Origin of the sequence: Neobacillus sp. C211 (genome assembly GCF_051842875.1) — a bacterium.
GTDB lineage: Bacteria > Bacillota > Bacilli > Bacillales > Cytobacillaceae > Neobacillus.
The window spans coordinates 37,452-60,979 of record NZ_JBPXRO010000011.1; the positions used below are offsets into that span (position 1 = coordinate 37,452).

Here is a 23,528-nt window from a genome sequence, read left to right on the forward strand (position 1 = left end):
AAAAGCATTTATTTTATTAAAATTGGAGGAAAAAGATTATGAAATTTTTTATCGATACTGCAAACCTAGAGGAAATCAAAAAAGCCTATAAAATTGGTGTGTTATCAGGAGTAACAACCAACCCTTCTTTAGTGGCAAAAGAGGGAGTAAAATTCGAAGACCGTATTGCTGAAATCCTTAATGCTGTACCTGAGGTTGAGTCTGTTTCTGCAGAGGTAACGCCTAATGCTTTGACTGCTGATCAAATGATTGCAGAAGCAAACGAACTTATTAAAATTAACGGTGGCGATAAAAACATCACCATTAAACTTCCAATGACGTTAGATGGATTAGAGGCTTGCCGTTATCTAACGAAAAAAGGTGTAAAAACCAACGTTACCTTGATTTTTAGTGTGAACCAAGCATTGCTCGCTGCACGAGCAGGTGCAACTTATGTTTCACCATTCTTAGGCCGGTTGGATGATATTAACGAAGATGGTGTAGAATTAGTCGCAAAAATTGCTAAGATGTTCCAGATTCAAAACTTGGATTCACAAATCATTGCTGCATCTGTTCGTCATCCAGATCATGTAACCCGTGTAGCGATGGCTGGAGCTCATATTGCAACGATTCCATTCAAGGTAATTGAGCAATTATCAAAACATCCATTAACAGATCAAGGGATTGAAAAATTTGCTGCAGACTGGAAAACGACTGTTTAAAAACAGATTCTTAATACGTATTTCTATATAGAGTTATTTAAGCACCTTTATCTTAGTCAAATGATAAAGGTGTTTTTTTTTAATATTGAAGAGTATTCAGCATTAAGAAACAGTAAAAATACCTCTCCATAATAAAATTATGGAGAGGTATTTTCATCTATAACCATTAAATCTCATTGATTGGTGTATCTTCATGGTTTCCAAATCCTAGGAAGTTTGATAATTTCGCATAATCTTCTATAATAAAACAAAAAGAAAATCCTCTGAAATCAAGATATTTTCGCGGTTTCCGGTGAGATAGTTAGTCCAAGAAATGAATTTATAGTATTAAAATTTGGCTGGATTTTCAGTGGATTACATTCTTTCTTTGATTTTATTACATAGATTTAAAGGATTCTGAAGGGTGATATTAGTGGATGAACTAATAAGTAAATGTTGGCTAATTAAAAATGCTTTTAATATTGATGTACAAGCGGTCGATCATCAATTTCAAACGATTCTGCACATATCTGATGATAGTGAACCCCTAATTTTTGCAGAAGCTCGAAAAAAAATCTATTTGGATCTTAAAAAAGCTTTAGAAAAGGCAAATAAAAACAGTTTTTGTATTCATACAGATTCATTCCAACTATCGTATATGGCGATGCCTATAAACAAGGAAGAACTGTTTCAAGGAATGGTTTTGGTTGGGCCTTTCTTGAATGAGCGGGTCACTGACCATTTTATCTGGAATGCGATGAGGGAAAATCATCTTGAAAATAATTGGGTAAAACCATTGGAGAATTTTTATAAATCCTTACCCTATTTGGGACAATCATACATAGCAATTGGCGATTTGTTAGTGAATCTATTAGCGAATCCGCGAGTTGACTCCCATTTTATTACGACAAAAAAGCATAGTGAGCAATATCAACCGGATGTACAGCCGCAGGATTATAGCCAAGATGGTTTGGAAGTTAAGCTAAGGTATGAGGCAGAAAAGAAATTTTTACATTTTATCGAAACTGGGGATAAGGAAAATGCAATGAAAGCTTTGATTGAATTCACAGGTGATTTTTCATATAGAGTTCCAGGGAATCCTTTGCGGGCGAAAAAAAATCTTAGCTTTTCAAGTAATACTATGAATAGGATGGCTGCTGCTAAGGGAGGGGTTGAACCTCAATATTTACATGCTATTTCGGAAAAATTCGCACTTAAGATTGAGGCAGCGGTAGCAATGTCCGATTTAGATGCGATAAATTTCAGTATGATTGAAGAATATTGTGATGCGGTTAAGAATTTTGCTGTTAATGGATATAGTTCTGTTGTAAGGAAAGCATTAATGTATATAAATATCCACTTTAAGGAAACTATAAATGTGCAATCTGTAGCAGCTGAAATTGGATTTAATCGAGCATATCTTGCGAAGAAATTTAAAAAAGAATTGAATATAAGTGTCATTGATTATATTCATAAAAAGCGGATTGAAGAGGCAATTTTTCTTATGGAACAGGGTCATTTATCTATTACAGATATTGGTATTCAAGTGGGTTTTAGCAGCTATAATTATTTTTGTAAAGTATTTAAAGAAATAAAAGGAATGACAGCTACAGAGTATAAAGGGAGTAAACCATTAGAAAAAAAGGAGTATGATTAAAATCATTGACTCTTCAACGTTAACTTTGTATTTTTATAAATTTGATTCAATTTCACTCTAAATAAATTTTATTTATAAAAAATAATTTAAAATAGTGTTCAATTTTATATAAAAGTTAACAATAATGGATGTGAAAACGAACTCAAATTGCTAACATGAATCTATCACTTGTCCCAACTTTTCCCGAAAGATGGGGATGAACAAGTTAAGGAGGCATTCAAATGGAAGTTAACCATAAACAACCGAATTTAGAAGTAAGAGTCAAGAACATTATTGAAGTTGATGGATTAAAATTTAAAGATCTGAATAACAGTGGGAAATTAGAACCATATAAGGATTGGCGTTTAAGTCCGAGAGAACGTGCGGAGAACCTAGTCTCATTGATGAATACCGATGAAAAGGTCGGAATGATGCTTATTAATTCTCGTCAGATGGGTCTTTCTCAAAAAGATAAGAGTAAGACAAGCCATGATGGTGTGTTAGATGAAGGAATTGTTGAAAAGGGCGAAACTATTTTTGCACTGGCAAAAGTATATGGAACCACGCATACGATTGAAAACATGCATTTGCGCCACTTTATTCTAAGAGACAATTGGAGTCCATCCGAAATGGCAGAATGGGTGAATACCATGAATGAAGTATGTGAGGGAACACGCCTTGGTATTCCTTGTTTAATCGCATCGAATTCAAGAAACGAAAATACTGAATTCATTTTTGGTATGAATGATGCAGCTGGGATTTTTTCCACTTGGCCTGGAACGTTAGGACTTGCTGCAGCGGCAAAAGGAGATATGAAAAATGGCGGTGATGCCTCTCTTATTAGCCAATTCGCCCAAATCGCACATGATGAGTGGGATGCGGTTGGATTAAGAAAAGGATATATGTATATGGCGGATACTGTTACGGACCCGAGATGGCAGCGGATATATGGTACATTCGGTGAAGACCCAGAATTTATTTCTGATGTTATCGGCCGCATCATTGACGGCTTTCAAGGGAAGACCCTCGGAAATCATAGTATTGCTATGACGACCAAGCATTTTCCTGGCGGTGGACCAAGGGAAAATGGATTTGATCCACATTATGAAGAGGGGAAATGGAACCTATACCCAACACCAGGAAGTCTAGAAAAGTATCACCTGCCTCCGTTTCGGGCAGCGGTAGAACATGGGACTTCATCCATGATGCCATATTATTCGATTCCTAGTATCAAGAAAAGTGTGGTTCAAGAATTCGAAGGGGAAGACATTCCTTTCGAAGAGGTTGGTTTTACATTTAATCATTATTTCTTAAATACGATCCTTAGAGAAAAACTAGGGTTCAAGGGTTATATAAATAGCGACAGCGGCGTTACAAGTAAAATGAGCTGGGGCGTTGAAACCTTAAGCGAGGCGGAACGTTTTGCTAAAGCGATTAATGCGGGGACAGATCTTATTTCTGACACTAATGATATTGAAAACCTAAAAAAAGCGATCGAAAAGGGATGGATCAGTGAGAAGCGGATTAATGAGGCCAATGTACGACTGCTTACAGAAATGTTTGCATTAGGACTATTTGATGACCGTACGTATGTTTCACCCGACCATGCTGCTGAAGCGGTGAAAAATCCAGCAAACTGGGAAGCTGCTTATGAAGCGCATAAAAAATCGGTAACTGTGCTTAAGAATCAGAAGCAGACATTACCTTTAACAGCTGAAAAGCTTGAGGGTAAGAAGGTTTATGTGGAAGTTTTTCACAAGGAGACCGAACGAGCAACTTCATATACTGAAAAAGCTAGACAGGAATGTCAAGAGCTTGGTCAATTTACTTTGACCAATAATTATGAAGAAGCTGATGTAGCTATATTATTTTTAAGTCCAAAATCTGGAGCTTATTTCAATGCGACACCAGGACTATTAGAACTTGAAATATGCGAAGATAAAACGGTAGCTGCTTTGGATGGTACTTCCTACCAAGAAACGACTTTGAGTGGGATGAACCATTTAAAAGAAGTGGCCGACAGTATCCATATTCGTGGCGGCAAAGTAATCATGAGTGTTAATGTCATTCTGCCATGGATCCTTGGAAATATTGAACCATTGGCAGATGCATTGATTGCTGGATATGATACCTACTATAAGGCACAATATGAGGTTATGGCGGGCAATAGCTCACCAGTTGGTGTGTTACCGTTGACATTGCCAGCGAGTGAAGCGGTCATTGCGGTTGATGAAAATGGTGAGTGCGTGTCGAGAAATGATGTACCGGGTTATGTCAAGGACGAATATATGCCTGAAGGACTTAACTATGCTTATAAAGATAGCGATGGGAATATCTATAAACTTGGTCATGGATTAACCTATTAATTTAGCTAAGAGTCATAATGTAAAAACTTGCCAATATTATCGTGGCGAGTTTTTACATTATTATAGCTTTCTACAATTTATCATCAACCACTACTTTTACATCCCCAATTGTATCTATTTGGACTTTTTCTTCTTTCACATTTTCGTTAATCTGAATAATCTCTTCAAACTGATTCCTAAAAATTTCTACATCATTAAGGATAGTTGGGTTTAATATGACCTCAATACGATCTTCGCAGAGAGGAATTTGAGTGGTTTCAATTTGTGTAGTTGTTCCACTTTCTGGATTTAATATCTTTTTCTCAATAATTAGCTCTTCACGGATTATAGGGACAACAATTTGTTTCTCCAGGGTATACGTTTTCTTATATACTCTAACATCTGCCGTCTCAACCCACTTCTTGTTAACCTTCAATTCTTCCTTATGTAGTTGGAGCGTTTTATCTTCTTGATGCTCGTTCTTCTTTTCAGGCAACTTAATCTCTCCCTCCATTGGAAAGTAGTGCAAACACCTTTCCATTGCCCAGCAATGAAAAGGTGTTTTTGTTTTTAGCTATTATTTATATCGTTAAAGCTTGACCCGTCAGAAACGATATCGACACTTCCGGTTGTATCAACATGAGCCTCTTCGTGTCTGAGTGTCTCTTGTACTTTCTGAGTATCCTCAATTTGACGTTTCGAAGCAGAAATCTCCTCAGTCGCAACCGTATACTTGTTTACCTCAACTTGCTCCTGGGTAACAGGAATCGTAATGGTTTCCTGAGATATAGTGGATCCATCGCTACGTTCGTTATTCAACGGTGTTCTTTTTATGACAACTTCCTCGTGCATTACAGGAACGTCGACAGTTCTTTGTTCTTCCACGACATCTTTAGAAATAACTACTTGTCCAGCATCGACATTATTCTTTACAATGTCTAACTCTTCTTTATGAAGCTGGAGAGAGCCGTCAGTTTTAGTATCCTGGGTACTTGTACTGGGATCGTTCCCTTGATTGCTCATAGTGGGTTGGCTATTTTCACTTTCAGTGTTTTGTGATTTATCATCACCGAATAATCCTAAAAAGTCGCTCATAAAAATCCCCCTTGTATGTTGTTTATGGTCAAGCCTTTTTTATAATGTACTCATGTGGGTTCTTTATACTTTAAAATCATTAGAATAAAAGGTATGAAAAGATGATATTCGAGCTGATGTAAGATTCACTTTGTATGAAATATTTTCATGGCATAATTATTGTTTAATTATGAAACAATCTTGTTTGGAGCTGGTGACTAAAAAGAATATAATTAAATTGAGTTTGAGCAATTGTATTGTGGAGGGGATTTCATTTTGACATTTTTTGAAAAAATTAAACCACGCTTGATTAGCCATGATATATTAATTCAAGAAACGGTGCTTCATGCATTACACGATTATCCAAACGTCCCAGAAGAATGGACAATCGAATTATTGACGGAAGCCTTTAAAAACCAGGACAAGCAGTCCTCTATTTTAATCTATATAGAAAACATGAAAATCAATGAGGACGCTGTCAAAGTTTTACTAGAAAATATTCCTAAGATGGATAAGACCAAGATCCACTTAGCGGTGAATTTGTTAGAGCGTATTGATCCAAAGCTCTCTTTAAAATATAGAGAGCAACTGCAAAGATACATTGGTGAGGATCGTTGGTCATTATATGAGCTAATCGTAAACGGGACGGAAGAAGAAGTTTGGAATAAATATGCAAAAACTATAGATACTCTTGACCAAGCCGATTCTTATCAACATCCACTTTACATACAAGCTAAAAAACTGGCTGCATGCATCGTTCAAAATGGCTGGATTACTAAAGATGAAGTAGAAGTGATTCTTCAAGAGGAATTAAAGGAACAATGGTTTTCATTTAATGGAATCTTGACGGTGTATATGATAGGATTACTGAAACTTGACAAGCATATCCCATTTCTAGCCTGTTTGTTAAACCGTGATGAAGATATCTTGTTAGAAGAAGTTGCATCGGCGTTAATTCGGTTTCAATCCGATGAGGTAGTCGAAGCGGTTAGTCCTTATTTAAAGCAATCGGATTCGATTATTTTTGCTAGTTCCGTTATCGAAAATATTAAATCAGATCAGGCTGTTCAGGTTTTAAGAGAGGCTTATCATAATTCATCTGAACTGGAAGACCAGGATATCCTGATAGAAGCGCTCTGTCATCAGCTTTCTAAAGATGCACTTCCTGAAATTAGCGATCATATGAAAAAGGAATACTTCTCGGGCCTCGTAGATGTTGAACAAACTGTTTATAGTTATTATTCCATTTTAGGCGAGCCACATCCGGAACTAATGGATTGGAAGCTAGCAGCACTTGGAAGAGAAATAGAATTTATAAATAAAAGCAAGCAGGGCGGAATTTCCCAAAACGGTCCAATTTTAACGGAAAATAAAATAGGACGAAATGATCCGTGCCCGTGTGGAAGCGGCAAAAAATATAAAAAGTGCTGTGGAAAATAAGGAGATTAAGTGCGATGAAGTTTGATAAAGTTCGTTGGGGGATCATTGGATGTGGTGATGTGACAGAAGTGAAAAGCGGTCCAGCCTTCCAAAAAATTAATAATTCTGAGTTGGTTGCCGTTATGAGAAGAACGGGGGAACGTGCAAAAGATTATGCAAACCGGCACAATATTAGAAAATGGTATGATAATGCGGATGAACTCATAAATGATCCAAATGTAGATGCTATCTATATTGCAACACCGCCTGGTTCGCATAAGGAATATACAATCAAGGCAGCAAAGGCAGGGAAACCTGTTTATGTAGAAAAGCCAATGGCACGCAATTTCATGGAATGCCAAGAGATGATTGCAGAATGTGAAGAGGCAGGAGTCCCATTATATGTGGCATACTACCGGAGAGCACAACAGCGATTTTTAAAAATAAAAGAGCTGTTGGAGAATGGTGCAGTTGGTGAAGTACGGCTTGTATCATCAACACAATATCAAAAAGCTACGGAAGATGTGTTGGACCCACAACATCTTCCGTGGCGAGTTCAACCTGAATTGGCAGGCGGGGGACTATTTTTTGATTTAGCCAGCCATACGCTTGATCTATTAGATTTTTTGCTTGGACCGATTACGTCTGTGCAAGGATTTGCTTCCAATCAAGCAGGCTATTATCGTGCCGAAGATATCGTAACAGGTACATATCGGTTTGAGTCAGGTGTCCATGGCGTCGGAAATTGGTGTTTTACTGCTTTTGAAGATGTCGATGTGAATGAAATCGTGGGGAGCCTTGGGAAAATCACCTTTTCCACTTTCGGAAACGAGCCCATTGTTTTAACGACAGCAAGCGGAACGGAGCAATGGAGTTTCGAGCGACCAGAGCACGTCCATCAACCACTTGTCGAAACGATTGTAGCTGACTTAACAAGTGGTACCCGTCATTGCCCTAGCAGTGGAATGACAGGAGCCAGAACGAACTGGGTCATGGGCGAAATGGTGAAGAATTATTATCAGTAGTATGGACTAGGACCAACCTAACACGGTTGGTCCTAATTTTTTAGGTCGGTTATTTTATGCCAGCAAAAGTGTTTGGCCCTTTCAGAAAATGATTGGTGCCTGACACTTTTTTTTATTTATTTTCAGTGTTTTTAGTGTATGTAAGCGCATACATTTATAGGGAGCGCTGGAGGTGATTTAGTTGATTTATCCTTATGGGAATGATTATATCAAATACTTAAACGATGAAGGTTCTTATGGGATCACGTATGAACAATGGAAGTTTAAAAATAGTAAACAATACTCAGACAAGTGCAGACAATGCGGACATGGGAAACACCGCTTTCAACCTTGTCCAAAGTGTAATTATTAAACGCCTTTAGGCGTTTTTTTTACATTTGTATTTCCTCTAGCATCGTGCTCGGGTCCAGTGCCAATTGCTATCCAAGCACTAATAAACGCTATGGTCCAAAAACCTTTCTTCGGTGAAAATCTACGCTTTGTTACCAACCAAAATAAATCATAACATGTAGCGATAATGATTAGAGCAATCGGAAAATGCACCATAATGGGGTGAATATGTAACAATAATGTATGGTAAAAATGCTGTGGATGGATGATCGAATGTTTTTTCATAGTTGTTATTGGATATGAAAATAATATGTTTGAGTTAAGGATCAGATAAAACAGACGAGCTGCATTTTTAGAAAGAAAGGAAGTACTTATAATGGAAAACTCAATTGAGAAATTACAAAAGTTGCACGAATCGGTACAAAAATTGGAGTCGGTGTTACAAGAGGTATGGAGTTTGGTTGACGAAATTGGTGAGGATGATCAGTTCTCTGACCTTTTAAATAAAGCCAAAAAATATCAATCAAAGAAACAAAGCACAGATGAAAGTATGGAGGAACTAATAGTCAGGCTGGATGAATACGATAATAGCATGGAGCAAATTCCAGAAGACGGGACGGCGGGTGTCGATTTTGAGGATGCGATCGCAGAACTTATCGATTGGATGAAGAATAATCAATAATAATGGGTTGTAAAACCGGGGACTAACTAATTGGGTTAGCCCCTTTTTCTTTGGATTCTACATTGGTACTTATAATCTATTTCGCTGATAGAACAAAGGAATTCGCTGATAGAAATGGCAAACTATGATAGATTTCGCGATTCGCCCATTGAATGCAAAAATCCGCTCATAAAGTAGAAAAATTCGACCATTAACTATAAAAATTCGCTCATAAAACCTAAAACTGCAAAATATGGCTGAATTTTATTTGGAAAATAATAAAAATTTCACCGCAAATTGACAGGTTGAACAAATTATTTTCTTTTATTGTCAAAAATGTGGGAACTTTTCATTGTATAGTTTTCTTATACCATCTAGGAAATACTATTGAGGTTAGTAAATTGAAACAAGGAGATCACATAGTGAAAGATAAAATCCCCTCGTTATCGTCCAACTCATTTTATTTGGGTATTTTGTTAGCGGTCGTTGGAGGTTTTCTAGATGCCTATACTTTTATCAGCAGAGAAGGCGTATTTGCCAATGCCCAAACAGGAAATATGGTCCTGCTCGCTGTAAAAGCAGCGAACAGGGATTGGCATGGCTCGCTGCATTATATCCCACCCATTTTAGCATTTATCTTAGGTGTTTTGGTATCAGAAATGGCTAAAATTCCTCGTGTTAGACAAGTTCTACACAGCTATAGAAGGTCAATTCTTATCTTAGAATGCCTTGTATTAATTATTGTAGGTCTATTACCACGAAGTGTGCCGAACATCGTAGTAACTGTATGTATCGCATTTGTATCCTCTTTACAAATTTCTACTTTTAATAAAATCGACAAGTGGGCTTACAATTCAACCATGACAACAGGAAATCTTCGGACGGCAACCCAAGCAGCCTATTTGGCCTTAAAAGAAGATAATGATGAAGCCAGAAAACAATTCAAAGAATTTTTTGTGATCATTCTTTCCTTTTTATTTGGAGCATTAACCGGGACATTTTCCACCACCTACTTAGGGAACACCTCTATTTGGATTGCTTCTGGGATCTTAGTGATTGCAATTATTTTGTATCACCGGGATCGAGGGTATATAAGCAAGTCCTTAACGTTAAGATAGTATGTTAGGTGCCTGGTACTTGTGTAGAAGAGGCTGGAACAAAGGAGAACCAGCCTCTTCCTGTCTTCCTATTGAAATCTTCCTACTCAACCATTTCCAACGTATGAATTACCTCTCTTAGTGCTTCTATTTCATCGTCCCCGGAAACTTCTAATATAATTTCTGCTTGTTTAGGGATCGCTAACGATAAAACACCGAGTACCGATTTTACATTAACCTTCCGTCCTTTATAAGTAAGAAAGATATCAGCATTAAATCGAGAAGCATTTTGAACCAATTGATTGACCGGCTGAGCATATAAACCTGCATTCCTGTGGATTGTTACTGTTTGTTGTATCATGATTTTCCTCCTTGGATACGATGTTATAGCATCTGTAAATAATGCACTTTTCTTATGTATGAAACTACGTCACTAAAAATGCACCATTGACTCAATATGGGCCATTTTGTGTGGTAGTCCTTCTGCACTGCCTATTGAGTTCCCTAGTACTTTAGTTTAAAACTAGTAAATTGAATGGATGTCCCATAAAAATAGGCTTTTGAATCAGTGGCAATACCCACCCATTTTTCATATTTTGATGGAGAGAGTACTTGAAGCATCGGTGAATTCACCTGTAACACACTATTTTTCTGATTTATTCTGTTCCCCTTTTATGTGCTAGCACAAATTGTTCATTTAAAATAGACGGAGGTATGAAAATGAATCCTTTCCAAAATGAACTTCAAATGTTGAATGTTGGCGATTTCCAAGCGAGTCAGGCAGTTCCTTTTGACTATAACCAATACTACAATGATGATCAGTCCCGACAATTCGGCGGTTTTGGCGGTATTGGTGGTATTGGTGGTTTTGGCCGCTGTTTTAGTTGTTTTAGTTGTTTTAGTTGCTTTAGCTGTTTTAACTGCTTTAACTGCTTTAGTTGTTTCCGTTGCTCTAGTTGCTTTAGGTGTTCTAATTGCTCTCATTGCTCTAATTGTGGCGGCGGCCATCGATGCGGTGGAGGTCGGTGCGGCGGTTAATCGTTCGATTTTTCTAATGTAAAACTGATTTTTAAGAAGAAGAGACAGTCCCTGCATGAGTTTTTGTAGGGGCTCTTCTCTTTTAGCTTAGACATAAGGGACAAATTGCGGTACATAGAATTATAGTGAAGTGATGTTACAGAATGGAGTAAAGCTACGGCTAAGGAGGAGCGAAATGACAAGTTTGAACCCTTCTATGCGTCTGAAAGTGAAAAGGGATACGTTTTTTCTCCCAGATTCAAACAACGGTGTGTATTTTCGGAACAACATTAGCTCGTTCCGTATGGAAGGCAGTACGATCGATCAGTGGGTTGAAAAGCTGATACCGATGTTCAACGGGGAGTATACTTTGGGGAATTTAACAGAGGGATTGCCGGGCCCATACCGAGATCGAGTGTATGAAATTGCAGAAGTGCTGTATCGAAATGGGTTTGTCCGTGATGTAAGTCAAGATCATCCGCATCAATTGGAGGATCAGGTTCTTAAAAGGCATGCTTTTCAAATTGAATTTGTCGACAGTTTTGTTGATTCGGGAGCGTACCGTTTTCAAACCTATCGTCAGGCCAAAGTGTTGGCAGTTGGCTCAGGTCCTTTTTTTGTTTCGTTAGTTTCTTCGTTAATTGAATCCGGATTACCCAAGTTCAAATTGTTAATCACTGACACGGTACCGACTAATAGACGGAGGTTAACGGAACTTGTGGCACATGCCCGTAAGACAGACCCTGAGGTGGAGGTAGAGGAGGTCAGCCTGAAGGACGATGGGTTAAGTTTTTGGCGGGAATGTGTGCAGCCGTTTGATTCGATTTTGTATGTGTCACAGGAAGGCAATTTAGAGGAGTTGCGGCTTCTTCATACGGTTTGTGGGGAAGAGAAAAAGGCATTCCTCCCTGCTATTTGCTTACAGCAGGTGGGAATAGCGGGTCCGTTAGTGAATCCAGAATCTGAGGCGAGCTGGGAGTCTGCTTGGCGCCGCATGCACCAATCTGTGCTATTCAAAGACCAGCAAATTACTGCTTTCTCTTCCACTGCCGGCGCAATGTTGGCCAATGTAATCGTATTTGAATTGTTTAAAGAGGTTACAGGAGTAACCGAACTGGAACAAAAGAATCAATTCTTTTTGCTTGATCTTGATACGTTGGAAGGACACTGGCACTCGTTTATTCCCCATCCACTGGTGACCGGACGAATATCGGCTAAATGGGTAGAAGATTTCGATAGTCGGATTGGACAGGGATTAAGCAGTGATGAGCCGAGTGAATTGCTACTTTTTTTCCACCAATTGACATCAAAAGAGTCAGGTATTTTCCATATTTGGGAGGAGGGAAATTTAAAGCAACTTCCGTTAGCTCAGTGTTGTGTGCAGGCAGTCGACCCTTTATCTGACGGACCGGCTAAGCTGTTAGGAGAAATTGTCTGTTCAGGACTGACACATGAGGAGGCTCGAAGGGAAGCCGGTCTTGCTGGGATTGAAGCCTATGCGTCACGAATGGTCGATTTGCTCGCTACGAGGCTACTTCCACATCAGGAAGTAGAGGGTAGAATGCTAGAATTGCAGGAATTTGTTGGGGTTGGGACTGGGGAAACGTTTGCGGAAGGAGTTTGCCGCGGGTTGCAAAAGTGTTTGGACGAAGAGCTGAACATTCAACAGCGTAATCAGAAGATATCTGTCTCTCGGGTGCAGTTGAGTACTGTAGAAGATGAACGTTGCCGGTTTTATCTGCAGGCACTGACGACGATAGAGGGAGCACCTGTTATCGGCTTAGGCGAGGAAGTGTCCGGTTTCCCTGTGGCATGGGTCGGTACGAGTGACGGCTGGTATCGCAGTGTAGATTTGAATATAACATTGGCGTTACGGAAGGCGTTACAACAAGCACTAATCAAAGTTCAAAACCCAAATACTTACCTCACCGAGGAAGCGTTTGATGTTTCATCCTTGCTTCTGGAAGAAATGGTGCCGCAAAGCCTAGTAATCCCTGCTTGTGAAGAGAGCATAAAATCCGAGAACTTGCAGTCCGCTATGGAAGTCTTGGAACGAGATCATAAGAGGCTGTCGGTGTTCGAACAAGAAATAGAACCATTTTTGAAAGAAGGATTGGCAGGGGTGTTTGGTGTGTTGCTTCGAGAGGAGGAATCTAGGTGAGCACTGTAGTGTTGGTTGTTGGAGAAGGGGTGGTGGCGGACAGTGTATGTGAAGAACTGTTCGCTCATTACCATGTAGTTCGCCAGACCGAATTCGAGGCGGTTGTACCGAAAAAAACTGATTTGGCTCTGGTGCTGCAGGATGCCTGGAATCCTTCTGTTCATCAAAAGGCAGAAGAGATATTTCGGCTAACAGGTACACCCTGGCTGCGAGGCTTTGTTTCATTTGGAGAGGGTGTAGTGGGGCCAATAATTCGACCAGGGACGCCGGGGTGTTCTCAGTGTGCGGATATGAGACGTCTCATGGCTGGACGCGACCGAAAAGAGATGTGGGAGATGAAGCAGAGGCTGAAGGAATACCGTGGTATGCAGCCTGAAGGCTGGGCATCCTTCATAGGACTCTTGCAGCTGTCATACCAGATCAGAGCAGAGGCACAGCGAATTTTGCAGGGTGATCAAGCACTTTCGGAAGAACAGGTATGTTTAATTAATTTGAAAACATTAAAGAGTTCATGGCATTCTTTTCTCCCTGACCCGCTGTGCCCGGTTTGCAGCCATTTACCAGACGATTCGGTGGACGCCGCTCAAATCTCATTGCAGCCAAGTCCGAAGATCAGCCTAGACAGTTACCGCTGCCGTTCGTTGGATGATCTGAATAAAGTTTTAGTTAAAGACTACCTAGATCATCGAATGGGCCTTTTGAATGGTAAAATGGTTGACCTCGTGCCGCCATTTGCCGATGTCAGTGTGAATCTGCCTTTGTTCGAGGGGGATGAGGGAACAGCAGGAAGGACAAATTCATATGAGGTAAGTGAGTTGACTGCCATTTTAGAAGGACTCGAGCGGTACTGCGGTCTGGAGCCACGCGGGAAACGTACAGTCGTCTTTGATAGTTTCAGCAATTTGAAAAATAATGCACTTAATCCTATGAAAGTAGGTGTGCATGCAAAGGAACAGTATGAGCAGCCTGGTTTTCCTTTTCAACCGTTTAATCCTGAACGACCAATGAATTGGGTATGGGGTTATTCGTTTTTGGAAGAGCGTCCGATTCTTGTGCCAGAGTTGCTTGCCTATTACAGCTTGGGCTGCGGCCAGCGTGGATTTGTCTATGAAACTTCCAACGGATGTGCATTAGGCGGAAGTTTGGAGGAGTCTATTTTTTACGGAATTATGGAAGTGGTGGAGCGTGATTCATTTCTAATGACTTGGTACGCGAAGCTGAACCTGCCGCGTCTTGACCCTTCCTCAGCTGATGACCAAGAATTGCAGTTAATGATCGAACGAATGCGGTCGGTCGCGGGATATGATCTTTATTTGTATAACTCGACGATGGAGCATGGAATACCAAGTATTTGTGCGATTGCTAAAAACAGGAAGAAAAAGGGGTTAAATCTCATCTGTGCGGCTGGAGCACATCTGGACCCGGTAAGAGCGGTTAAGAGCGCTGTCCATGAGTTGGCTGGCATGATGCTGACGCTTGACGAAAAATTGGAGTCTAACCAGGAAAAGTATAGTCGAATGCTGCAAGATTCATCTCTGGTGCAACAGATGGATGATCATGGGATGCTGTACGGTTTGGAGCAAGCGGAAGATCGCCTGGATTTTTTACTTGAAGATAATCGTCCCTTGCGAACATTTGCCGAGGAATTCAAGTGGAAATCGAGGCATACGGACCTTACAGATGATCTGCTGGGCATACTTCAAGTTTTTCGCCCATTAAATCTTGAAGTGATTGTGGTGGACCAGACGGCACCAGAATTGAAACGGAACGGATTGTATTGCGTGAAAGTGCTGATTCCGGGGATGCTGCCGATGACATTCGGACAACATCTTACCCGTGTAACTGGGCTGGAGCGTGTGCTCAGGGTACCGATGGAACTCGGTTATTCAAAACAACCGCTGACACTTGAACAATTAAACCCATATCCGCATCCGTTTCCATAAGAGGCGAGCTAGGAGGCAAGGAGGATGAGTCTAGAGGAGTTTTTACACAATCTGCATTTTGACATTGATAAGGCAAGTGTGCCTAACTGGGAAGTGGATTGGGAAGATGCGCCACTTTCTTATAAGCTCTACAGTGGCTTACCTGTGGTACCATTTTCACTAGAAGTACCGCTGACACTTGAAGGACAAGAACAGCCCGCAAAGCCTGATCTTCGTAAAGTCGGTCATTTCCTCTGGTATGTATACGGCCTTACTCAAGTTAGCCAGTCAGTCTTTCCTATGGGTTCCAAGGATAAAACGGCGAATCTGGTACAGTCGTTTCGGCGGTTTGCTCCTTCCGGCGGGGCACTGTATCCAAACGAATTATACATTTATCTTAAGGTAGAGGATTCGCCTGTTGGGATGTACCATTATGATGTGGCCCATCACCGCTTGGTATTGTTGCGAGAAGGAAATTTCGATTCCTATATCGCCCGTGCTCTTGGAAACCGCTGTGATATATCTGCCTGCTTTGGAACTGTATTTGTGTCAACCATGTTTTGGAAAAATTTCTTTAAATACAATAACTTTTCTTACCGTCTGCAAGGGTTGGATGCCGGAGTGGTAATTGGGCAGCTACTGGAAGTAGCAAAACGTTTTGGCTTTGCATCAGGGGTTTACTTTCAGTTTCTAGATCGGGCCATGAACCATCTTGTTGGGTTTTCCGAACAGGACGAGAGTGTTTATGCGGTTATCCCGCTTTCAGTAGAACCTACCATTTGGTCTACTAACGGGAGTGAAAAAGAAGGTTTTGCCTCTGCCGCTGAATTGTGCCGAGAGTTAACAGCGATTCAGCCCCATCATTACATCCGGTCACGGAGGGTTGAAGAGTATCCAATGTTAACAATGTTGAATGAAGCGTCCATGCTTGATTCAACACAAGCGTTTCGGCTGATCGAGACGAAAGAGAGTTTGAATGGTAACGGTCATTCGGAAGAGCTGCCTCACGTGAACCGGTTGTCATATGATCTAGCGTCGGTCTGCCGCAGGCGATTCTCGCCAGATTTGGATTTTGTTTTGGGAAAGGTAAGTCAACTTCAACTGGCAACACTAATGCAGGAGGCGACCGCCTCCTTCTCGTATCGGAATGATTTGGATGGACCACATCGGAAGAACGTGCCTCGTGTTTCACTGTATGGCTGTTTATATAATGTTGAAGGTATTTCAAATGGTGCCTATCATTATGACAGTGCTGCCCATTCGTTACGATTGGTGGATCTCGGTGATTATCGACTTCAATTGCAATCCGGAATGTCTCTAGATAATGTGAATTTGCTCCAAATACCTCTCTGCTTACATGTGGCAGGAGACAGGGAAGCATTCAGAACGGCACTGGGTTACAGAGGATACCGGATCCAACAAATGGAAGCAGGCATGCTCGTCCAACGATTACTGTTAGCGGCGTCAGCCCTCGGAATGGGGGGGCACCCACTCCTCGGTTTTGATGCAAACTTGAGTGATGAGATTTACAAGTTGGAACCACTAGGAAAAACTAGTCTAATCCAAATTCCAATTGGTCCCTATCGACATCGTCCTTGGTTAAAGGGAAGCTTGCATAGTTAGGATAGGTTTACTTTAGTTCTAAGGTTAGTGAGGAAGAACTTCATGATGTTCCAGATAATCCTATGGTTTCAAAAAATGAGTTTAGTCCAGAAGCGAGAAAGGGAAGTATTCATGAGGATTTATATTAAGATGCCTTCACTTCCAATGAATGGGTGAAGGCTTTCCCAATTGCTTCGAGTGGATTTGAACATTTCTATCAGGAAGGATAAAACTCTGTCTTAACTTTATGATTCTGCTAAAAGATGTTCATGAATCCTTCTTAATGACACCTTTTCATATTCTCCTGAGTGATTCAAAAAATGCCTTAATTGGATGGGGGGATGTTTATGGCTGCCATTGGTATAGAACCGTATTTGCATGTTCGTTTTGCCAAAAATCCAGTATACGATCCAATTGGCCACAAGTTAAGCTTTATCGCAGATTATACTGGTTTGCCACAGGTTTGGGAACTTAATCTAGGGGAAGGTTGTGAAGGATGGCCTATCCAAACTTCCTTTACAAAAGAAAGAATCACCTTTATTAGCTATCTAAATGGTAAATCTAATTTGATTATTGGTATGGATGTTGGCGGAAATGAAAATCAGCAATTGTACTTACTTAAGCAAGAAGGAAAACTAATTGAGTTGACAAACTCACCAGACCATATACACCGTTATGGCGGAAGCTCGCCGGATGGAAAATGGATTGCCTGGTCGAGTAATCGCCGTAATCCAGCCTTTTTTGATATCTATATTCAAAATCTGGAATCGTTGGATATTCGTCTTTTGAATACTGGTGATGGAATATTTTCAGCGGTTAAATGGGCTCCTGACGGTAAATCCATTTTGGTCCAGAAAATAAATTCCCCTCTAGATAATGATTTGGGCATAATCGACCTTTCAACAGGGGCTATGAACTGGTTAACAGAACATACAGGGGAAGCAAGTTTTAAAGATGCCCATTTTAATAAGGATGCGGACCATATATATTTATTATCGAATAAAGACAAAGAATTCTATGGGCTTGCTCTAATAAATTTAAAAACCAAACATCTCGAGTGGCTAGAGCTGGGTAAGTGGGATTTTGAGGATTTGGCAATGAATAGCGATAAAAATTTGTTAGCTTATTCGATAAATGAGGGGGGAATTTCCAAGGGAGTACTTTTAGACATAAATCGAAGTTACCTTTATACGTGGAAAACTCCAATCGGAGTCATTTCAAATCTGAAATTTTCCCCTGATAGCCAAAAATTAGCGTATGTGTTTAAGGGACCGACATATCCCTCTGATATATGGGAACTTGACCTAAACACCATTCAGGCAGAAAGGCTTACTTATGTTTCCCGTTCACCAGTCCTGGAACATAAATTAGTTGAGCCGGAGCTTATATCCTATCGCTCTTTTGATAACCTCGAAATTCCTGCCTTTTATGCGAAGCCGAGAGATTCCACTGAAAAACATCCTGTTGTTATATACATTCATGGCGGGCCTGAGAGTCAAGCCCGTGTGGTATACAACCCAATTCAGCAGTATTTACTAAACCAGGGTTATGCCGTGTGTACACCAAACATTCGAGGAAGTACAGGTTACGGAAAAACATTTACACATTTGGATGATGTCCGAAAAAGAATGGACGCTTTAAAGGATCTCATTTTTTTAGTGGAATGGCTAAAGGCAAATGGGAACGTCGATCCTAAAAAAATCGGGATCATGGGCGGGAGTTATGGCGGGTTTATGGTTCTTGCTGCCATCAGTCACTACCCACAGCTTTGGTCTGCTGCTATTGATATTGTGGGAATGTCCAGCCTTAGAACATTCCTTCAAACAACAAGTCCATGGCGTAAGAAGCACAGGGAGAGTGAGTATGGAACAATAGAAAGAGACGGAGAATTTTTTGATAGAATTGATCCATTGAATTATTCAGATCGAATAACCACCCCATTATTAGTAATTCACGGGAAGGGCGATCCGCGTGTTCACATAAGTGAATCTGAGCAAATGGTCAACAAACTAAAGGAACGGCAACACGCAGTTGACTTTATTCGCTTTGAAGATGAAGGCCATTCCATTGACAAACAAAAAAATAAAATTACTGCCTATAAGGCAATGGTAAATTTTTTCGATCGATATATCGGTAATGGATCCTAACTCAGGTGAGGGATATGGAGATAAGCCCAAGAGTAGCGGGTACGGCAGTTGTTGATTTTGAAGTTGCCATCGCAGAACTTATTGAATGGATGAGAATTAACCAGTTAAACACGCAGCAATGGGACTAATTTACTTAAGAAAATAGAGAGGATTAAATTACCTTATCACAGAAAATAGGAAAGAGTCTCCTAAACACAGGAGACTCTTATTTATCTATGAAAAATGTAATCTATATTACTTAGAAAACTGTAGTTCTTCAGACATAGATTCAGGTTTGTCACAGGTACTTTCCATGATATAGTGTTTTCCATTTTCTGATGATTCATGGAGTCCGTGCATTGCTTCTAGAACATGGTATGCTAATTCACCATTGGCTCGATAGTTACCGCCATCGAGGATCGCCTTGGCCATATCTGCGACACCCAGTCCTCTGCAGTTTTGAACGTACCCAGAAGTCAGCGGGACCTCTACAAATTCTTTTTCGTCACGTTTTCTTACTCGAACAGGACCGCCAAATGTATTAGGATCTGGAACGAGTATTGTACCTTGACTTCCATAGATTTCAATAGGTGGCAGCGATGTTCCGCCAAAGGCGTCAAAGCTGGTTGTAATTGTCCCGATGACACCTGAGTTAAAATCAATCACACCGGAAAGATGGGTAGGGGTAGAGACTTGAATCTCTGTTCCTGCTTTAGGTTTACTAATCACGGTTCGTTTTGGATAACTAATACGAGCGGATCCAGTAATTCGGTTAATAGGTCCTAATAGTGCTATTAATGCTGTTAAATAATAAGGACCCATATCAAACATTGGTCCGCCGCCGGTCTCATAATAAAAGGCAGGGTCTGGGTGCCAATGCTCATGTCCACGGCAAATCATGAAGGCAGAAGCACCCACAGGGACACCAATTTCTCCTTGTTCAATTAATTGGATTGCTGTTTGAATACCAGCACCCAAGAAGGTGTCAGGTGCACTCCCAACTAAAAGATGATGCTTCTGGGCTGTCTCTAGAATTTGTTTACCTTCCTCTCGTGTAACAGCAAGCGGTTTTTCCGTATAAACATGTTTTCCTGCTTCGAGTGCTTGAATACAAACAAGGGCATGAGCTTTTGGAATCGTTAAATTAATGACTAGTTCAATTTCAGGGTCTGAAAGCAGTTCCACGACAGAACAAGCTTTTGGAATCCCAAATTTCTCGGCCTGAGCCTGTGCACGCTGTAAATCTAAATCCGCACAGGCAACAAGCTCAAGGTGGGAGAATTTCTGACAATTTTTCATATAAATAGAACTAATATTTCCGCATCCAATGATACCGATTTTAAGTCTTCTCATTATTGGTTCCTCCGGTTTAATATCTTGGTCATTGTATAAATCTAATTATTATTGACTGTCTCCCATACCTGTATAAACACGGCCATTTCCATAAAGAGCGGCTACATCCACATCTTCGGCCCGTTTCTTTCCTTCCGCAGCCCATAAAAATCCGCGTCGCATAATAAGCGTTACTTCTGGCATTGTAATGACATTAGCTTGGTGTCCTAATGAACTATAAAAAACATTTCCAAGACCCCAGCGTTTTGTCCAAACAACAGGCATATCAACGGCTTTATTGGCAGCATGAGGACCTTGAACAACTGGGAAGCGAGTGGTCGCTAACACTTCAACGGCTGGATCAAAATGAAGGTAATACTGCTCACTGACAACTTTAAAATCGGAGATGCCCTCTAATAACGGACTTGTAGAATGCTTGATGTTTACCATATATTCCACACCATCATTTCCAGGATGTGCTACCCAGTTCCCGCCTGTCATGAATTGCCAATCGACATTATTGCGGAAGGAGTCACACATTCCGCCGTGGCACCCTGCTAAACCAACACCAGCCATAACCGCTTCGGAAATATTTAAGGCATATTTATTTTCAATCTTACCCATTGTCCAGTGGGGAATAATTAGATCTAAGGATTTCAGCTTTTCCGTGTCTGCATAAGCGTCAAGTGTATTGGAAACCTCAACTTGAAAGTTTTCTTCCTCAAGTATCCCTCTAAAGATTTCTGCTACCTGATCTGGTTGATGGCCATCCCATCCGCCCCAGACGATTAATGCCTTTTTTTTCATAATTAGAGCACTCCTTTAATTTTTATTTTTTTATACTTCAGATATACGAATCCATTGACGTTTTTCTATCGATAAATCAACCGCCTCCAAAACTTCTTGGCACTTTACGCCATCACGGAATTTTGGAACGGGCTGGCGATCTTCACGGAATGACTCCATAAGTTCAACTACTTCGTGAATAAACGTATGTTCATATCCAATCGTATGTCCTGGCGGCCACCATGCTTCCGCAAAAGCGTGGGAAGGGTCAGTCGCTAAGACGCGGCGGAAGCCTTGGACATCATTTCTATCATCAGCAAAATAAACCTGAAGTTCATTCATGCGTTCAAAGTCAAAGATGACGCTTCCTTTACTGCCGTTGATTTCAAAAGAATTCTTACAGCGATGCCCTGTAGCAAATCGTGTAGCCTCAAAGCTTCCTAAAGCCCCGTTAGCAAAACGGGCTAAAAATAGGGTAGCATCATCAACCGTTACTTCGCCTTTTTCATCACTATCGCTGCCTTTAGCAGATAAACCAGACATTTGAGAAGGAATTGGTCTTTCTTTAATAAAGGTTTCATTCATTCCAATAACCTCAGTAATATCACCGATTAGATAATGAGCCAAATCGACAAGATGGGCCCCCAGATCTCCATGAGACCCTGAACCAGCAATTTCTTTTTGCAGTCTCCAGGCTAGAGGGAAGTTCGGATCTACGAGCCAATCCTGTAAAAACCAGGCGCGGAAATGATAGATTTCTCCTAGCTTACCTTCGTCGAGAAGCTTTTTAGCCAGCATCACAGCAGGGGCAAAGCGATAGTTAAAGCCGACCATATGTTTAACTCCAGCAGATTCAACGACTTCAAGCATTTCTCTAGAATCCTCAAGTGTAAGCGCTAACGGTTTTTCGCAAAAAACATGCTTGCCTGCTTTTGCTGCTGCAATTGTTATTTCTTTATGTACATCACTCGGTGCATTGATAGCGATAAGGTCAATATCTTCTCTTTGTAAAAGAGTTTTCCAGTCGGTTGTGTGTTCCTCCCAACCGAATTGCTTAGCTGCAGCAGCGACAGCGTTATGGTCACGACCACAAATCACCTTCATTTCAGGATGAATGATCTTAGGGAAAAATATGGGGAGATCTCGATAGGCATGACTGTGAGCTTTGCCCATAAATTTGTAGCCAATCATTCCAATTTTTACGGTTTCCATAGCGAATCTCCTTTTCTTATTTAAGAATTAAAAAGAATAAAATATTAATAGATTTTTATTAAGATTGTTTGGTGTAAGTTGTCTTAAGTTGTGAAGATGCCCGTTCTATAAAGGTAACTGGCAATCGTGCATTAATTTCTGACATGGTACCTTGAGTGATCAATTGGAGAACTTTTTCAGCTGCCATTTGCCCCATATCAAAAAGCGGTACATGAACGGTGCTAAGTGGCGGGGAGGTCATCCTTGAAATTTCAGAGTTATCATACCCAATGAGAGCATAATCACGACCTGCCTGGTAGCCTTGTTCACCTAAACCCTGCATAAGACCAATAGCCATTCGATCATTCCCGGCAAAAATAGCATGGATCTCTGGCAGTAAAGAAGCTATACCAGCAGCCGCTTGAAAACCACTTTTACGGCTATAATTCCCTTGAAAAACGAACTGAGGATTGTAGGGAATACCCGCATTCAAAAGGGCAGTTTCATAACCGTGTAAACGTTCGATACTATTTGAAAATTCATTTGGTCCATTTAAAAAGATAATTTGTTCATTCCCATTCATTAGCAGAGAGGATACGGATTGTAAACTACCATCAAAATGTTCTGCGTCAATGGAATGAAAGGGATAGCCCGAAAAAGTTTGATTCACAAGACAATAGGGGAGTTGCAATTGGTGTAAATTTTCAAGCGCTTCCACTTCACCAGGAACATCCTTGGAACCTAGGATGATGCATCCATCTACCTTCTGAGTATGAAAAAGCTTCACATAATCTTTCGACTCATCAGGGGATTGAAATAAAAGTAGCAAACCATATCCAAACTCACCAAGCTTCGCTCCAATTCCACTTAAAAGTTCCGAAAAATAATGGGTAGTCATCAAGTTTACTCTTTGAAAATAAGGAACAATGACCCCAATGTTGTTACTTTTCCCTCGTGCAAAGCTTTGGGCAATGGCATTAGGGTGGTAGTTCAGTTGTTGGGCGGCTTGCAAAACTTTTTGTTTTGTTTCTTCACGTAAGGGACCGATATTATTAAATACTCGTGAAACGGTGGCTTCAGAAACGCCGGCTAATTTTGCAACATCTTTCCGGTTAGCCAAAATA

General features: G+C 40.5%; 20 protein-coding genes. 12 read left to right on the forward strand and 8 right to left on the reverse strand.

Features of this window, described 5'->3' with window-relative positions; all coding sequences use genetic code 11:
* The first annotated feature begins 38 nt into the window (after positions 1-38).
* From fsa to ACSU6B_RS12170, 3 genes are all read left to right on the forward strand, one after another.
* Positions 39-701: a fructose-6-phosphate aldolase gene (gene fsa / locus ACSU6B_RS12160; RefSeq protein WP_410885505.1), complete on the forward strand. Its 663-nt coding sequence runs from the start codon at positions 39-41 to the stop codon at positions 699-701.
* Positions 702-1,113: 412 nt separating this feature from the next.
* Positions 1,114-2,337: an AraC family transcriptional regulator gene (locus tag ACSU6B_RS12165; protein ID WP_410885507.1), complete on the forward strand. Its 1,224-nt coding sequence runs from the start codon at positions 1,114-1,116 to the stop codon at positions 2,335-2,337.
* Between the two features lie 221 nt (positions 2,338-2,558).
* Complete coding sequence (locus tag ACSU6B_RS12170) at positions 2,559-4,682, forward strand: glycoside hydrolase family 3 protein (protein ID WP_410885509.1); 2,124 nt, start codon at positions 2,559-2,561, stop codon at positions 4,680-4,682.
* Positions 4,683-4,752: 70 nt separating this feature from the next.
* Here ACSU6B_RS12170 and ACSU6B_RS12175 read toward each other — a convergent pair whose 3' ends face one another.
* Positions 4,753-5,157, reverse strand: coding sequence for a YsnF/AvaK domain-containing protein (locus ACSU6B_RS12175; protein ID WP_410885511.1), 405 nt, complete (start codon positions 5,155-5,157; stop codon positions 4,753-4,755).
* Between the two features lie 74 nt (positions 5,158-5,231).
* Positions 5,232-5,684 carry a YsnF/AvaK domain-containing protein gene (locus tag ACSU6B_RS12180; RefSeq protein ID WP_410885513.1) on the reverse strand — a complete coding sequence of 151 codons (453 nt, stop codon included), beginning with the start codon at positions 5,682-5,684 and terminating at the stop codon, positions 5,232-5,234.
* Positions 5,685-6,011: 327 nt separating this feature from the next.
* Between ACSU6B_RS12180 and ACSU6B_RS12185 the strand changes: the two genes are divergently transcribed.
* On the forward strand, positions 6,012-7,175 hold the full coding sequence (locus ACSU6B_RS12185; protein WP_410885515.1) for an SEC-C metal-binding domain-containing protein: 1,164 nt from the start codon (positions 6,012-6,014) through the stop codon (positions 7,173-7,175).
* Positions 7,176-7,189: 14 nt separating this feature from the next.
* Positions 7,190-8,179 carry a Gfo/Idh/MocA family protein gene (locus ACSU6B_RS12190; RefSeq protein ID WP_410885517.1) on the forward strand — a complete coding sequence of 330 codons (990 nt, stop codon included), beginning with the start codon at positions 7,190-7,192 and terminating at the stop codon, positions 8,177-8,179.
* Between the two features lie 348 nt (positions 8,180-8,527).
* On the opposite strand, the gene ACSU6B_RS12195 is transcribed toward ACSU6B_RS12190, so the two are convergent.
* Positions 8,528-8,794 carry a DUF2231 domain-containing protein gene (locus ACSU6B_RS12195; protein WP_410885519.1) on the reverse strand — a complete coding sequence of 89 codons (267 nt, stop codon included), beginning with the start codon at positions 8,792-8,794 and terminating at the stop codon, positions 8,528-8,530.
* A 91-nt stretch (positions 8,795-8,885) separates the two neighbouring features.
* Here ACSU6B_RS12195 and ACSU6B_RS12200 point away from each other — a divergent pair, with 91 nt between their 5' ends.
* The gene (locus ACSU6B_RS12200; RefSeq protein ID WP_410885521.1) at positions 8,886-9,191 is read left to right on the forward strand and encodes a hypothetical protein; all 306 of its coding nucleotides are present in this window, start codon (positions 8,886-8,888) and stop codon (positions 9,189-9,191) included.
* A gap of 401 nt (positions 9,192-9,592) precedes the next feature.
* Complete coding sequence (locus ACSU6B_RS12205) at positions 9,593-10,288, forward strand: YoaK family protein (protein ID WP_410885523.1); 696 nt, start codon at positions 9,593-9,595, stop codon at positions 10,286-10,288.
* An 82-nt stretch (positions 10,289-10,370) separates the two neighbouring features.
* On the opposite strand, the gene ACSU6B_RS12210 is transcribed toward ACSU6B_RS12205, so the two are convergent.
* Positions 10,371-10,628: an HPr family phosphocarrier protein gene (locus ACSU6B_RS12210; RefSeq protein ID WP_410885525.1), complete on the reverse strand. Its 258-nt coding sequence runs from the start codon at positions 10,626-10,628 to the stop codon at positions 10,371-10,373.
* A gap of 386 nt (positions 10,629-11,014) precedes the next feature.
* Between ACSU6B_RS12210 and ACSU6B_RS12215 the strand changes: the two genes are divergently transcribed.
* The 5 genes from ACSU6B_RS12215 to ACSU6B_RS12235 all read left to right on the forward strand — a co-directional run bounded on the left by ACSU6B_RS12215 (position 11,015) and on the right by ACSU6B_RS12235 (position 19,116).
* Positions 11,015-11,305, forward strand: coding sequence for a heterocycloanthracin/sonorensin family bacteriocin (locus ACSU6B_RS12215; RefSeq protein WP_410885695.1), 291 nt, complete (start codon positions 11,015-11,017; stop codon positions 11,303-11,305).
* A 175-nt stretch (positions 11,306-11,480) separates the two neighbouring features.
* Complete coding sequence (locus tag ACSU6B_RS12220; protein WP_410885527.1) at positions 11,481-13,445, forward strand: putative thiazole-containing bacteriocin maturation protein; 1,965 nt, start codon at positions 11,481-11,483, stop codon at positions 13,443-13,445.
* Positions 13,442-15,388 (forward strand): TOMM precursor leader peptide-binding protein, encoded by a 1,947-nt coding sequence (locus ACSU6B_RS12225; RefSeq protein WP_410885529.1) that lies wholly within the window; start codon positions 13,442-13,444, stop codon positions 15,386-15,388. The genes ACSU6B_RS12220 and ACSU6B_RS12225 overlap by 4 nt, the downstream gene beginning before the upstream one ends.
* A gap of 24 nt (positions 15,389-15,412) precedes the next feature.
* Positions 15,413-16,990 carry a SagB family peptide dehydrogenase gene (locus ACSU6B_RS12230; protein ID WP_410885531.1) on the forward strand — a complete coding sequence of 526 codons (1,578 nt, stop codon included), beginning with the start codon at positions 15,413-15,415 and terminating at the stop codon, positions 16,988-16,990.
* A gap of 326 nt (positions 16,991-17,316) precedes the next feature.
* Positions 17,317-19,116, forward strand: a complete 1,800-nt coding sequence (locus ACSU6B_RS12235; protein ID WP_410885533.1) for a S9 family peptidase — start codon at positions 17,317-17,319, stop codon at positions 19,114-19,116.
* Between the two features lie 234 nt (positions 19,117-19,350).
* Here ACSU6B_RS12235 and ACSU6B_RS12240 read toward each other — a convergent pair whose 3' ends face one another.
* Genes ACSU6B_RS12240 through ACSU6B_RS12255 form a run of 4 tightly spaced genes read right to left on the reverse strand, consistent with a single transcriptional unit; the run spans position 19,351 to position 23,524 of the window.
* The gene (locus ACSU6B_RS12240) at positions 19,351-20,448 is read right to left on the reverse strand and encodes a Gfo/Idh/MocA family protein (protein ID WP_410885535.1); all 1,098 of its coding nucleotides are present in this window, start codon (positions 20,446-20,448) and stop codon (positions 19,351-19,353) included.
* A 48-nt stretch (positions 20,449-20,496) separates the two neighbouring features.
* Complete coding sequence (locus tag ACSU6B_RS12245; protein ID WP_410885537.1) at positions 20,497-21,234, reverse strand: ThuA domain-containing protein; 738 nt, start codon at positions 21,232-21,234, stop codon at positions 20,497-20,499.
* A gap of 30 nt (positions 21,235-21,264) precedes the next feature.
* The gene (locus tag ACSU6B_RS12250) at positions 21,265-22,425 is read right to left on the reverse strand and encodes a Gfo/Idh/MocA family protein (RefSeq protein WP_410885539.1); all 1,161 of its coding nucleotides are present in this window, start codon (positions 22,423-22,425) and stop codon (positions 21,265-21,267) included.
* Between the two features lie 58 nt (positions 22,426-22,483).
* Positions 22,484-23,524 carry a LacI family DNA-binding transcriptional regulator gene (locus ACSU6B_RS12255; RefSeq protein ID WP_410885541.1) on the reverse strand — a complete coding sequence of 347 codons (1,041 nt, stop codon included), beginning with the start codon at positions 23,522-23,524 and terminating at the stop codon, positions 22,484-22,486.
* Positions 23,525-23,528: the final 4 nt, after the last annotated feature.

Bases quoted from the DNA above. Each gene is read 5' to 3' on its own strand.
- fsa (WP_410885505.1), top strand. From the start codon at position 39: ATGAAATTTTTTATCGATACTGCAAACCTAGAGGAAATCAAAAAAGCC.
- ACSU6B_RS12170 (WP_410885509.1), top strand. From the start codon at position 2,559: ATGGAAGTTAACCATAAACAACCGAATTTAGAAGTAAGAGTCAAGAAC.
- ACSU6B_RS12180 (WP_410885513.1), bottom strand. From the start codon at position 5,684: ATGAGCAATCAAGGGAACGATCCCAGTACAAGTACCCAGGATACTAAA.
- ACSU6B_RS12190 (WP_410885517.1), top strand. From the start codon at position 7,190: ATGAAGTTTGATAAAGTTCGTTGGGGGATCATTGGATGTGGTGATGTG.
- ACSU6B_RS12195 (WP_410885519.1), bottom strand. From the start codon at position 8,794: ATGAAAAAACATTCGATCATCCATCCACAGCATTTTTACCATACATTA.
- ACSU6B_RS12200 (WP_410885521.1), top strand. From the start codon at position 8,886: ATGGAAAACTCAATTGAGAAATTACAAAAGTTGCACGAATCGGTACAA.
- ACSU6B_RS12210 (WP_410885525.1), bottom strand. From the start codon at position 10,628: ATGATACAACAAACAGTAACAATCCACAGGAATGCAGGTTTATATGCT.
- ACSU6B_RS12215 (WP_410885695.1), top strand. From the start codon at position 11,015: ATGTTGAATGTTGGCGATTTCCAAGCGAGTCAGGCAGTTCCTTTTGAC.
- ACSU6B_RS12220 (WP_410885527.1), top strand. From the start codon at position 11,481: ATGACAAGTTTGAACCCTTCTATGCGTCTGAAAGTGAAAAGGGATACG.
- ACSU6B_RS12230 (WP_410885531.1), top strand. From the start codon at position 15,413: ATGAGTCTAGAGGAGTTTTTACACAATCTGCATTTTGACATTGATAAG.
- ACSU6B_RS12235 (WP_410885533.1), top strand. From the start codon at position 17,317: ATGGCTGCCATTGGTATAGAACCGTATTTGCATGTTCGTTTTGCCAAA.
- ACSU6B_RS12240 (WP_410885535.1), bottom strand. From the start codon at position 20,448: ATGAGAAGACTTAAAATCGGTATCATTGGATGCGGAAATATTAGTTCT.
- ACSU6B_RS12245 (WP_410885537.1), bottom strand. From the start codon at position 21,234: ATGAAAAAAAAGGCATTAATCGTCTGGGGCGGATGGGATGGCCATCAA.
- ACSU6B_RS12250 (WP_410885539.1), bottom strand. From the start codon at position 22,425: ATGGAAACCGTAAAAATTGGAATGATTGGCTACAAATTTATGGGCAAA.